Annotated in this window: 9 protein-coding genes; 6 read left to right on the forward strand and 3 right to left on the reverse strand. The window is 36.6% G+C overall.

Going from position 1 to position 13,797, the window contains the following annotated elements:
* Window positions 1-234: 234 nt before the first annotated feature.
* Window positions 235-3,018: a DNA polymerase I gene (gene polA, locus A9G24_RS07080; RefSeq protein WP_065638383.1), complete on the reverse strand. Its 2,784-nt coding sequence runs from the start codon at window positions 3,016-3,018 to the stop codon at window positions 235-237.
* 197 nt (window positions 3,019-3,215) lie between these two features.
* On the opposite strand from polA, the gene folE reads away from it, so the two are divergent.
* Complete coding sequence (gene folE, locus A9G24_RS07085; RefSeq protein WP_065638384.1) at window positions 3,216-3,875, forward strand: GTP cyclohydrolase I FolE; 660 nt, start codon at window positions 3,216-3,218, stop codon at window positions 3,873-3,875.
* A 749-nt stretch (window positions 3,876-4,624) separates the two neighbouring features.
* Here the strand turns inward: folE and A9G24_RS07090 are convergent.
* Window positions 4,625-6,115: a hypothetical protein gene (locus A9G24_RS07090; protein ID WP_065638385.1), complete on the reverse strand. Its 1,491-nt coding sequence runs from the start codon at window positions 6,113-6,115 to the stop codon at window positions 4,625-4,627.
* Between the two features lie 651 nt (window positions 6,116-6,766).
* Between A9G24_RS07090 and ribF the strand changes: the two genes are divergently transcribed.
* From ribF to ispH, 4 genes are all read left to right on the forward strand, one after another.
* Window positions 6,767-7,705 (forward strand): bifunctional riboflavin kinase/FAD synthetase, encoded by a 939-nt coding sequence (ribF, locus tag A9G24_RS07095; protein WP_065638386.1) that lies wholly within the window; start codon window positions 6,767-6,769, stop codon window positions 7,703-7,705.
* Between the two features lie 36 nt (window positions 7,706-7,741).
* A complete protein-coding gene (gene ileS / locus A9G24_RS07100; protein ID WP_065638387.1) occupies window positions 7,742-10,549 on the forward strand; it encodes an isoleucine--tRNA ligase in 2,808 nt (935 codons plus the stop codon).
* A 110-nt stretch (window positions 10,550-10,659) separates the two neighbouring features.
* On the forward strand, window positions 10,660-11,130 hold the full coding sequence (gene lspA, locus A9G24_RS07105; RefSeq protein WP_065638388.1) for a signal peptidase II: 471 nt from the start codon (window positions 10,660-10,662) through the stop codon (window positions 11,128-11,130).
* Window position 11,131: 1 nt separating this feature from the next.
* Window positions 11,132-12,079, forward strand: a complete 948-nt coding sequence (gene ispH / locus A9G24_RS07110; RefSeq protein WP_065638389.1) for a 4-hydroxy-3-methylbut-2-enyl diphosphate reductase — start codon at window positions 11,132-11,134, stop codon at window positions 12,077-12,079.
* A gap of 1 nt (window position 12,080) precedes the next feature.
* Here the strand turns inward: ispH and A9G24_RS07115 are convergent, their stop codons facing one another.
* Window positions 12,081-12,335: a YfhL family 4Fe-4S dicluster ferredoxin gene (locus tag A9G24_RS07115; RefSeq protein ID WP_065638390.1), complete on the reverse strand. Its 255-nt coding sequence runs from the start codon at window positions 12,333-12,335 to the stop codon at window positions 12,081-12,083.
* Window positions 12,336-12,605: 270 nt separating this feature from the next.
* On the opposite strand from A9G24_RS07115, the gene A9G24_RS07120 reads away from it, so the two are divergent.
* Entirely contained in the window at window positions 12,606-13,796 is a 1,191-nt protein-coding gene (locus A9G24_RS07120) for an efflux RND transporter periplasmic adaptor subunit (protein ID WP_065638391.1), read from the forward strand.
* Window position 13,797: the final 1 nt, after the last annotated feature.

The following is a 13,797-nucleotide window of genomic DNA, read 5'->3' on the forward strand; positions in this document are numbered from 1 at the left end:
CGCTCCCTTTTCTTATTCTGCCTGTTGCTCTGACAGAATAACATTTTGATATAAATTCGATTTAGTTACCTATTCTAACACGCCGAAAGGTTTCGGCAATAGTGCCATTAATGTTAGAAAGTTAAACCATGCTGTGTAAAAAAGTTTCAGAAAAGCATGTGTTTCAGTATAAAATTAACATTTAGCCATTTTATTTAAGTTAAAGCTAATTTATTTAGTACTGATCTAGCCTCATTAGTGTGCTTCATCCCAATTATCGCCCACGCCGACATCCACTTTTAATGGTATAGATAGCTGATAACAATTTTCCATAATTGATTTTATTTGAGTTTGATACTGTTCAATCAATTCCTCTTTTACTTCAAATACGAGTTCATCGTGGACTTGCATCACCATCCTAATATTACCTATAGGCAGGCTTTTAATCCATTCACTTACTTTAATCATCGCTGTTTTGATGATATCAGCCGCCGTACCTTGCATTGGCGCATTAATGGCGGCACGCTCAGCGCCGCGACGTTCAATACCACTTCCTGATTTAATTTTAGGAAGATACAAACGTCGACCAGATAAAGTTTCAATATAACCTTGTTCTGCTGCTTGCAGGCGGATTTCGTCCATATAAGTTTGAACGCCTGGGTAACGTTCAAAATAGCGATCGATATAAAAGCTTGCTTCTTTACGAGTAATATTAATTTGTTTAGATAAACCAAAAGCACTCATACCGTAAATTAATCCAAAATTAACTGCTTTTGCCCGTCTTCGCTCTTCAAAAGTTACTTCAGATTCAGATTTATCTAAAATTTCGCTAGCCGTCACTCGGTGAATATCTTTATCGTTAGCAAAAGCGTTAAGTAAGCTTTTATCTTGTGATAGATGCGCCATGATACGTAATTCAATTTGCGAATAATCAGCAGAAATAATCTTATAACCTTTTGGCGCAACAAATGCCTGTCGAATTCGGCGCCCTTCTTCGGTTCTCACTGGGATATGTTGTAAATTTGGCTCATTTGACGACAATCGACCCGTTATCGTACCGATTTGATTATAATTAGTGTGGATCCGATGATCGATAGGGCTAATCATCAAGGGTAATTTATCGGTATAAGTATTTTTTAACTTAGCTAAACTACGATAAAGCAAAATCATGCGCGGCAATTCGTATTGATTAGCTAGCTCACTCAAAACATCTTCACTGGTTGACGGTTCGCCTTTTGGCGTCTTTTTGAGTACCGGTAACTGATGCTTATCAAATAAAAGAGCTTGAATTTGTTTAGGTGATGCCGGATTAAAATTTTCACCTGCCAACAATTGTAATCTTTCTTGAATTTCGTTTAATTTGTTGTTCAATTCAGTAGAATGCTTATTTAATAACTTGGCATCGATCAAAACACCGGTTCTTTCCATTTCGGCTATTATAATGGTGAGTGGCATTTCAATATTAGTGAATAGATTTTTTAATTTTTGGTCTCGTTCAAGATCAGGCCATAACTTATTATGCAATTGTAACGTGATATCGGCATCTTCAGCAGCATATTGCGTCGTTTTTATTACATCAATATTATCAATAGTCACTCGAATTTTATCAAATTTAGTTAATTCATCATAAGTAATGGTTTTATGATTCAAATAGCGATTTGCCAAACTATCCATATCGTGACGGTCATTACTGTTTAATACATAAGATTCAATCATGGTATCAAACGCAATTCCTTGCACTGTTATGCCATAGTTTGCCAGCACGCTGTAATCAAATTTCGCATTTTGGGCAATTTTTTGGATTTTTGGATTTTCAAATATCGGTTTTAATTTAGCTAAAACATCATTGAGCGGCAATTGCTTCGGAACACCTAAATATTGGTGAGCAAGTGGAATATAAGCCGCTTGATAAGGTTCAACACTGAGTGATATGCCCACTAATTTAGCATGCACATGATCTACATTATCGGTTTCAGTATCAAACGCGAATTGCTTGCTATTTGTTAATTTTACAAGCCATTCATCTAGTTGTTCATGGGTTAATATGCATTGGTAATCAGTTTTTATGTTTTGTGAAGTTGGTGTAAGTTGTTCTTCTTGAGTAGATAAGAAGAAATTATCATCGGCTTCTACCGCGGTATTTCTTTGCTGTTTTAAAAAGGTACCACCAATTAATTCTTTTTGCCAACGATGAAAACCATAGTAATTAAACAACTCAATTAGAGCCTTAACATCAATATCCCCTACCAATAATTGCTCATTGGTAAAATCTAACTTCACATCGGTTTTGATTGTTGCGAGTAAATAAGAAAGATCTGCATCATTTTGATTGTCAATCAATTTTTTCTTTAAAGATTTAGCGCCCCGGATCGATAATTTTTCAATATCATCCAATCGATTATAGATATCTGTTATGCCATCAAATTCAGATAATAAACTTTGTGCCGTCTTTTCACCTATGCCCGGTACACCAGGAATATTATCGGAAGAATCCCCTCTTAATGCTAAATAATCAATCATCTTTTCGGGTGGAACCCCAAATTTTTCCATAACGCCTTTTGGATCAAGAATCGTATTATTCATGGTATTAATAAGCGTGATTTTATCACTCACCAACTGAGCCATATCTTTATCGCCAGTACTAATCAATACTTCAAGATTTTCCTTTTCTGCTTGTCTAGCCAATGTACCTATAACATCATCTGCTTCGACACCATCAACGCAAAGTAGTGGTAAACCCATGGCTTTCAAAATAGTGTGAATAGGTTCAATTTGGGGACGAAGATTTTCAGGCATTGCCTCTCGGGTAGCTTTATATTCGCTATAGATCTCGTTACGAAATGATCCACCTTTGGCATCAAATACCACAGCAATATGGGAAGAATTGTATTGATTAATTAAACTACGAACCATATTAATCACACCAAAAATAGCGCCTGTTGGCTCACCTTTAGCATTGGTTAACGGAGGACATGCAAAAAAAGCGCGATAAAGATAAGATGATCCATCAATTAAAATAATCGGTGTGTTATTTGGCATTATGGTTACCTAAACGTTAGTCAATTCAATGTCTGATAGTATAACCTAATTAGCTAGAATATTCTTAGGAAGACAATAATATAATGTAAAAAAGTTTCAGGAAACTATGCATTTTAGTATAAAAATCTGTAAGAACTGTATATTACATCATGAGTGTTATATAATATCGCCTCTAATTTCGCCTGAGTATTTGATAAATGACAGAATTAACTCTTGCCGCGCAAAAAGTCAAAGAAGCACTAGCCGCTAAAAACCTTGAAACACCATCATGCCGTCTAGCTATGGATAATAGTGAGCGTAAAGCAAAAATCGAGGCTCACTTCCGTGAAATTATGAAATTAATGGAGCTGGATTTGACTGATGATAGTCTTGCCGAGACGCCTCATCGTGTATCAAAAATGTATGTTGATGAGATTTTTTCAGGTCTTTATTATGAAAATTTTCCGAAAATCACGCTAATCGAAAATAAAATGCAAGTTGATGAGATGATCACTGTTCGCGATATTACACTAACTAGTGTTTGTGAACACCATTTTGTTACCATCGACGGCAAAGCTACCGTTTCTTATATTCCGAAAGATAAAGTGATTGGTTTATCGAAAATCAATCGTATCGTTGAGTTCTTTTCACAACGCCCCCAAGTACAAGAAAGGTTAACGCAGCAAATTTTAGTTGCCCTGCAAACGTTACTTGGTACAGTCAATGTTGCCGTTTCAATTGATGCGATCCATTATTGCGTAAAAGCCAGAGGCATTAAAGATTCGAGCAGCACCACAACAACCACGGCGCTTGGAGGTGGTTTTAAAACAAATCCAAGTACAAGACAAGAGTTTTTACGAGCACTAAACCATTATTGATATTATATGTAAGAAAACGCTAGAGTGTTTATACTTCATGATTAAAATAATCGGCTAAAAACACATAAGGCGTTTTCCTAAAAATTGATTAATTTTTTGTTTTATCTAGTTTTTATTTTCAAGTATTTGCTGATTATGCCGTCTCTCCATTAAAGTGCGTATCACGCTTTCAGCTTTCCTATTCGCTTTTGGGTGGGTAGATTTTATGAATATTTCGCCCAGATAAGTTTTGTTATGTGTTTCACTTGCCAGATTATATTTATCTTCAATCGGACTTTTTTGACTAGTTATACATAGTTGGAAGATTGATCACAAAGTGTTTAACCAAATCAGTGATGGTTATTTTTTCTTTATGATGCTTGCCATATCTCTTGCGGGTAATAAGGTGTTAGTTTTTTGTATATTCATTACCGTTGGATTTTGAATTTTGATAAAACATGGCTATTACGATAACATTTGCTTCAAGAGGAATCGGTGAAAATCTTAAAAATTGTATTAAAAAATTTGAGGTAGTTATTCGATTTAGGTGGATACACGGTTTAGTATAGAATTTGATCTTTGAGGATTCAGGTATCTTTATTGCTGCTATTATATTAGTAACTTTTGTTATTTAGAACAAAAGCGCGTTACTCGCTAACGTTATCAGCTCGGTGCCCCCTTAAGTGGGGGGAACTTTTCTTTATCAAATTCACCTTAATTGGCTTAGCATTCCGCTCTCAGTTCAAAAATTAAGGACTCTGCACTAAAATCTAAGGATAGGTGCACAACCCATACAGGTTATAAGAGGGGGAATTACTATAAACAGAACCGAAAAGAGAGGAAACAAAGAGCTGCTTTGTTCCTATTGCATCACTTGTCCAATAATCACTTTTAGATTTGGAAACAAAGCCCGAATGAGAATAACTTGTCATTTTTCCCCATTCGCTAAATAGACCTGCTCCAATTTGACGCTGATAAACGTTGTCACTTGATGACGGTAAGGCGCCAACTGCGCCTTCGCAGGTAGCGCCTGATCCTTTACCAGCACAAACAGCATTAGTAACATCGTTTACTTTTATAAGCCGATAACCTATACTAGCACACCAAATTGCATGGCTAGAAATAGGCATGTTTTTATTTCCACGGTTAATAAACCATTTCCGCAGGACAAAGCCATATTTCACCACTTCTTTGCCACTGATATCGTAACCGACTAACTCGAATGTCTGTGGTAAAATTGGTTTACTAATTTGACTTGTACTGTCAGCTTGCTGCTCGGCCGCGGTTGCCGCTGGTCCTGTTAGTGTAACCCGAACAGTGTTACTACGCGCATTGGGTGTCACGGTAGCGGTGATACCTCCATTCGTAACTGTTGGCCAAGTTAGTAGGTCAATTGCTCCTCCTATAACTAAATCAAAGAATAAACCGTTAGCACCTGTGGTCGGGAAGTTACGGTCATAAGATATAGGCAAGGTAGATTGAACAAGAAACCCTTTACTTGGATTCCATATGTCTGCAGGACCAGCGTGATTCCCTGCCCCCCAATTTTCCCCATACCCCAATTCAGGCTTGGCATAGCAAACTTTAGGCGGCATGTTTGGAGCGATATAGTAAATGACCGAGCTACTATTGAATGTGCTGGTGTTAGGTACGCCATACTGCGTACTTAATATACCATTGGAGTTAATTAACTTCACTTTATAAGGTGATCTGCAAATATCTAATGTATCGCTACGACTAACCATTTGATTATTATTATCCTTAATATAAACAAACAATTTCCCTGTTGCATTTATACCTCCTTCCCCCTGCCCATCTCCATCGTCATCACCCAAGTAGTTATAGGGAGCACCAGTAAGCGTATTTAATTCTACTTTGTCTGTTGTTGGGGGAACAAACATGCCAACATTAGCAAAGGTATCACTTACATTGGGTAGCACTATTGGTTTTTTGACAGTTGAAGTGTTGGTTGATGGCGTAATAGTTCTACCATCTGATAACGTGATACTTAACAAACCATCAGTTGTAGTTGCTTTGGTTCTGCCGCCATCAAACGTTAAATACGGAGCTGAGCCTTGAATGATATTTGTGGTAGTAGCCGATAACGCCAGAGTATTTAATGAATACGGCAATAGCAATGTTAATGCTAAAGGAAATTTTAATGATACTAATGAAGTTAAAGAGAAAACTTGGCTAAAATAACATTTAGAACTATTTAATACATCAAGCCGCCACCCCTGATGTTCACAATGATAATGCATATCTCCTCCATCAATTAATTTATTGTTTTTATTTTTTATTCTTTAATAATTATTAGCTCATAAAATCAACTAATTTTATTTTTAATTACCAAAATTATAACGCCTTAAAAAAATTGATCACCTTTTAAATAGATAAATTTGTAAAGAAATATAAAAACTGCAATTGACCTCTCATTTTTTGTAAAAAATGATCTTTTAGTTCTTTTTTTGGTTATTGATACTATAGTTATTTTTATCGCTAAAAGTTTGAAAAGTCCAAAACCTACACCACAAAAAATAAAATGTTCTATACCAATTACATTACTAGGTAAAATGAAAATGCCTTGAAGATACGAATAGGTAATGGCTAATATAATATTGCTAGAATGTAAGAATTATTTGCATTATTTACAGTAATCAGAGAAAACACCTTATACATTTTTAGCGGATTATTTTAATCATAAAATGTCAACAACTCGGTATTTTGCTATATCTTATAAATCATTATTTTTGACGAGTAATGGTTTAAGGCATAGCTTAGCAATCAAGCCTTTTGCGTAAAATAGAGTAAAAGGCTTGATGCAAAACAGTAAAACCTAGCTTTATATTGCGTGCATCTTCAAGAAAGATTGGTATAATTCTTAGTTACTTAATATAAATAACATTGTTTTCATGAAGATTATCCGTGGTATAACTAATTTAAAAAATCAATTCTCTCAATGTGTTTTAACCTTGGGAAATTTTGATGGCGTTCATTTAGGGCACCAGCAATTAATTAACCATATTATTAAACAAGGAAAAAAACGAAACCTGCCTACGGTTGTGATGTTATTTGAGCCTCAACCACTAGAGTTTTTTGCACAAGATAAGGCACCGTCACGGTTAACTTCATTCCAAGAAAAAATCATTTTTATTGAAAAGTTAGGTGTTGACTATACTGTTGTTATTCCATTTACAAAAAAATTTGCCCATATGTCAGCAAATTATTTTATTCAAGATTGGTTGGTTAATAAGCTACAAGCTAAATATATTACTATCGGCGATGATTTTCGATTTGGATTTGACCGTAAAGGCGATATCACCTTACTACAACAATATGCCCACAACAACGACTTTATAGTAGAAAGCATGCCAACATTGGTTTGGAATAAGTTTCGTATTAGTAGTACTGCCGTTCGCCAAGCACTTTTAAATAGTGATTTTGAATTGACTCATTGTCTGTTGGGGCGTGATTATACAATACAAGGTCGCGTAGTCCATGGCAATGCTTTGGCTAGACAATTAGGATTCCCAACAGCCAATATCCACTTACACCGAAAAAAGCCTGCGCTACAAGGTGTTTATTTTGTTAAAGTCAAAAATATCTGTAATAACCAGCATTACCATGGTATCGCCAATATCGGTTTAAGACCAACCATTAATGGAAAAAAGGCTATTTTAGAAGTGAATATATTTGACTTTTCAGAGGATATTTATGGACAATATTTAGACATAACTTTCGTCCAAAAATTACGTGATGAGAAAAAGTTTGATTCATTAACAGACTTAAAACAACAAATTACTCAAGATATTTGCACTGCGAAAAAGATCAGTGCACAATTAACCAATTAAAAGTAGTATCAACAAATATAACTGGAATAAATCAGCATGACAGACTATAAAAATACTTTAAATTTACCGGAAACCGGATTCCCAATGCGAGGCGATTTGGCTAAACGCGAGCCTGCAATGTTACAAAATTGGTACGATAAAGAACTTTATCGCAAAATCCGCCAAGTAAAAAAAGGAAAAAAAAGCTTTATTTTGCATGATGGTCCTCCTTATGCAAATGGTAAACTTCATATTGGTCATGCAGTTAATAAAATTATCAAAGATATCATTATCAAAGCAAAAGGCTTAAGCGGTTATGATTCCCCGTATATTCCAGGATGGGATTGTCATGGCTTACCCATTGAACAAAAGGTTGAAGAGCAAGTTGGTAAACCAGGGGTTAAAGTATCTCCGGCTGAATTTCGCCAAATTTGCCGTGATTATGCGGCTTCGCAAGTTGAACTACAAAAAGCCGATTTTATTCGTATGGGTGTACTTGGTGATTGGCAAAATCCTTATCGCACCATGAATTATGATACAGAAGCCAACATCATTCGAGCTTTAGGTAAAGTGATTGAAAATGGTCATTTAGTTAAAGGCGCAAAACCGGTTTATTGGTGTACAGATTGTATGTCATCTTTGGCAGAAGCCGAGGTTGAATATTATGATAAATCATCACCAGCCATTGATGTGAAATTTAAAGCAATTGATAATCAAGCTGTCGCAAATAAATTTGGTATCAATACCAATTTAACTATTTATGCTGTTATTTGGACAACCACCCCTTGGACATTACCAGCTAGCCGAGGGATTGCTTTAAATGCTGATTTTGAATATCAACTTGTTCAAATCAATGATAAAGAGAGCCTAATCTTAGCCACTGATTTAGTTGAATCAGTGATGAAGCGAGCCAATATCAGCGAATGGAAAGTGTTAGGTAGCTGTCAAGGTAAGGCACTTGAGTTATTACGTTTTAAACACCCATTCCTTGATTTTGATGAACCTGTGGTACTTGGCGAGCACGTTACTATTGATGCAGGTACAGGTGCAGTACATACCGCACCGGGTCATGGTACAGAAGACTTTATGGTCGGTCAAAAATATGGTCTTGAAGTAGCAAATCCTGTTGGAGGTAATGGTTGTTACCTACCGGGTACAGGTGCTGGATTAGATGGTTTATTTGTATTCAAAGCCAATAAAGTTGTCGTTGAAATATTAAAAGAGCATAACGCGTTACTACACTTTGAAAACATCGAACATAGCTATCCATGTTGTTGGCGTCATAAAACACCTGTCATTTATCGCGCAACACCGCAATGGTTTATCAGCATGGATAAACAAGGTTTACGAGTAAATTCATTAAAAGAGATCAAGCAAGTTCGCTGGATCCCTGATTGGGGACAAGCACGCATTGAAACCATGGTTGCTAATCGCCCTGATTGGTGTATTTCTCGCCAACGCACTTGGGGCGTGCCGATGACGTTGTTTGTTCACAAAGAGACCGAAGAACTTCATCCAGACACGTTAGCATTAGTTGAAAAAATCGCTAAGTTAGTCGAACAAAATGGTATTCAAGCATGGTGGGATGCCGATATTAAAGATCTGCTTGGTCCTGATGCAGAAGATTACCGAAAAGTGCCCGATACATTAGATGTTTGGTTTGATTCAGGATCGACATTCTATTCGGTCGTAGCCTCACGCCCTGAGTTTGAAGGACATGAAGCCGATCTTTACCTAGAAGGTTCTGATCAGCATCGTGGTTGGTTTATGTCTTCATTAATGTTATCAACGGCTATCAATAACCAAGCACCTTATAAACAAGTATTAACGCACGGTTTTGTGGTTGATGGGCAAGGCCGTAAGATGTCTAAATCGCTTGGTAATATTGTCACACCACAAGAAGTTATGAACAAACTTGGGGCCGATATTTTACGTTTATGGATTGCATCGACCGATTATTCAGGCGAAATGAGTTATTCGGATGAAATTATTAAACGCGCGGCTGATAGTTATCGCCGAATTCGTAATACCGCGCGCTTTTTGCTCGCTAATTTAAATGGTTTCGATCCAGTGAAAGATATGGTTAAACCAGAAGATATGGTTGTACTTGATCGCTGGGCAGTGAGTATGGCAAAAGAAGCACAAGAGCAGATCATTCAGGCTTATGAAAATTATGATTTCCACAAAGTGGTGCAGCGTATTATGCAATTTTGCTCAATCGAAATGGGATCATTCTATTTAGATATCATCAAAGATCGCCAGTACACAGCTAAAAGCGATAGTATTGCTCGCCACAGTTGCCAAACGGCTTTATATCATATTGCACAAGCGATGGTTCGTTGGATCGCGCCAATTTTATCCTTTACCGCAGACGAAATTTGGCAATATCTACCAATGGCAAATAAACAAGAATTTGTTTTTGAAGATGAGTGGTATAGCTCGCTATTTACTTTGTCAGATAACGAAGCATTAAATAGCGAATATTGGGCGCAGATTTTAGCGATTCGTAGTGAAGTGAATAAAGTGCTTGAACAAGGTCGTAATGATAAAGTGATTGGTGGCGCCCTTGAAGCTGCTGTTACGCTTTATGCTGATGAAGATATTGTCGCAACATTAGCTAAATTAGAGAATGAATTACGCTTTGTCTTACTTACATCACAAGCGAGCGTAAAACCATTACAAGCAGCGCCAGCCAATGCTGTGCAAAGCGATATTCAAGGACTGAAAATTGAACTCGCTAAGGCGCAAGGTGATAAATGCCCTCGTTGTTGGCACTATACCGTCGATAATGAGCCAACAACACACTTATGTAAACGTTGTGCAGAAAACATTCACGGCCAAGGCGAAGTGCGACATTTTGCATAGCGATAAGCCATTTAGCACATTAAAATAAGCTATAGCCTCTCTTTATAGCTATCTAGTATCCTTTCCGCCGACGATTGTCGGCGGAAATATAATAATGAGTACAGACTTATATGAAAAAAGATAACGGACTTTACTGGTTATTATTTGCCATCATTGTTTTTATCATTGATATCGCAAGTAAGTTTTGGATTTTAAATAACTTCTCGCTATTTGAATCAGTGAACCTATTACCCTTCTTCTCAATTACTTATGTACGCAATATTGGCGCTGCCTTTAGCATTCTTGAAGGTCAACGTACGATGCTTGCCGCTATCGCCTTGATTATCAGTGCCGTGATTTTGCATATGTTATACCGCAATACTCGCCAGCAAAAATTAGAAAACTTTTCATTATCGCTGATTTTAGGTGGTGCATTAGGTAATTTGTTTGATCGCCTTTATCATGGTTTTGTCGTCGACTTTCTTGATGTCAATTTTGGTGATTGGCACTATCCAACCTTTAATGTCGCAGACTGTGCAATCTGCATGGGTATTGGATTATTTATCATCTGTAATTATAAAAAACCGAAGAAGACTGTATAGTATGCAAATTATTTTAGCTAATCCTCGCGGTTTTTGTGCTGGTGTTGATCGTGCTATCACCATCGTTGAACGTGCACTTGAATTATTTGGCGCACCAGTCTATGTGCGCCACGAGGTTGTACATAATCGCTATGTTGTTAATCGTCTAAAAGAGTTAGGGGCGATTTTTATTGAAGATATTAGCGAAGTACCCGACAACACCATTCTTATATTTTCGGCACATGGTGTGTCTAAAGCGATCCGAGAGGAAGCCAAACAACGCAAACTCCGCGTTTTTGATGCGACTTGTCCACTCGTAACCAAAGTGCATATGGAAGTTGCTCGATCAAGCTATCGTGGCGAAGAGGTCATTTTAATCGGACATGCAGGTCACATCGAAGTAGATGGTACAATGGGGCAATATAACAATCCCGAAGGTGGCATCTATTTAATTGAATCGATTGATGATGTACAAAAGCTACAGGTAAAAAACGAAAATAACCTTTGCTTTACCACGCAAACAACGTTATCAGTTGATGATACAGCCGAGATCATTACTGCTTTAAAAAAACGTTTTCCTAATATTCGCAGTCCTCGCAAAAATGATATCTGCTATGCGACAACCAATCGCCAGCAAGCCGTTAAACAGCTATCATCACGTGCCGATATTGTCTTTGTCGTTGGTTCTAAAAATTCGTCTAATTCCAATCGCCTAGCCGAGCTAGCAAGGCGAAACAGCAAACAGGCTTATTTAATTGATTTTGCTTCTGACATCCGCAAAGAGTGGTTGATAAATGCACAGACAATCGGTGTAACAGCCGGCGCTTCTGCCCCTGATATTTTAGTACAGCAAGTGATTAATCATTTAAAAAGCCTCGGTTGTACATCACTCATTGAAACAGATGGCATTTTAGAAAATATCACCTTTGAAATTCCCAAAGAGCTTCGGATTGATATTAAGCCAATCTAATTTAAGAAGAAGCTTTCAGTCCCTGAAATTTTGCTAATAATGCTTCATGTGTTTCAACATGTTCAGGGTCGGCAATAATCGCATTTTGAATAGGGCAAACACGCTGACAGGTCGAATGATCATAATAACCTACACATTCGGTACATTTATTAGGATCAATTTCATAAGTATCAAAACCCATTGAGATAGCCTCATTTGGGCATTCAGGCTCGCACATGTCGCAATTAATACATTTATTGGTTATTTTTAACGCCATTACTCTTCTATCTTTAGATACTGCAAAAAATTTGCGCCATTATAGCGCAATCGCCAATAAATCCGAATAAAGATCATATTATCACTTATTGATATGCGCAATTATTGTAAAAAACTTTCAGAAAACCATACGTTTTAGTATAAAATGGAAAATTTGTATAAGATAATTTTCATAATTATTACAATTTATTAAGAATGGTTATCAATTTCATTTTTGTTTATTACGATAAAATGTAAAGAAAATGACAACTAAATTAAAGGATGAAAAGCATTGTTAAAGTTTATTAAAATTAAACATATAGTTACTGCTATTATCTTCTTAGCAATTATTTATATTGCATACTTAATCACATCTCATTCAGAACCTACCGTTAATTATATTACCTCGCCTGTGACCAAAGGTCAGATTGAAAAAACGGTTCTTGCTGATGGTACAATTAGCGCTTTTAAGCAGGTTAGTGTTGGCGCGCAGGTTTCTGGTCAAATTAAAAAACTTTATGTTGAGTTGGGCGATGAAGTTAAACAAGGCGATATGATTGCCGAAATTGACGATCTTAAGCAAAGCAATGATTTAAAACAATCAGAAGCTTCACTTAATAGTTTAGAAGCACAACGAGAAGCCAAACAAGCAAGACTTATTAACTATCAGTTAACCTATGATCGTCAGCACAAACTGGTCAGTAAGGGGGTGGGTATTCAATCAGATTTGGATGCAGCAAAAGCCGAACTTGATGCTATCAAAGCCGATATTGCTGCGCTTAATGCCGATATTGTTAAGGCGCAAGTTGCGGTTGATACAGCGAAAGTTAACTTAGGATATACTAAAATTCGCTCGCCCATTGATGGTGTGATTGTCGCCATTCCCGTCAATGAAGGACAAACCGTTAATTCCGTCCAAAGTGCACCAACCATTGTTAAAGTAGCTCAGCTTGATAAAATGACTATTGAAGCGCAAATTTCTGAAGCTGATGTGGTCAATGTTAAAAAAGGGATGCCAGTTTATTTTACCATTTTAGGACAACCGAATAGACGTTTTGATGGTTTAACACTACGTGCGATAGAGCCGGCACCAGACTCAATTAATACCGAAACAACCTCGTTAAGCTCATCATCAACAACAAAAAGCGCAATTTATTATAATGGATTATTTGATGTAGATAATCCCGACCATGTGTTAAGAATTTCAATGACAGCACAAGTCTATATTGTCCTATCTGAAGCAAAAGATGTATTAACCATTCCTTCTCAAGCAATCCAAAAAAAATTAGGCAATAATAAAGCTATTGTTTATTTATTAAATAAAAGTAAAGAAATTGAAGAACACGAAGTTATTTTAGGTATCGATAATAATGTCAATGTTGAAATAAAATCGGGTATTAAAGAGGGTGATATTGTTGTAGTAAGTAGTATTAATGGAGCGTCAATAGGTAATAATGCAAGATCCCCAAGGATTCGATTCTAAT

Source organism: Gilliamella sp. App6-5 (assembly GCF_001690525.1).
Taxonomy (GTDB): Bacteria; Pseudomonadota; Gammaproteobacteria; order Enterobacterales; family Orbaceae; genus Gilliamella; species Gilliamella apicola_H.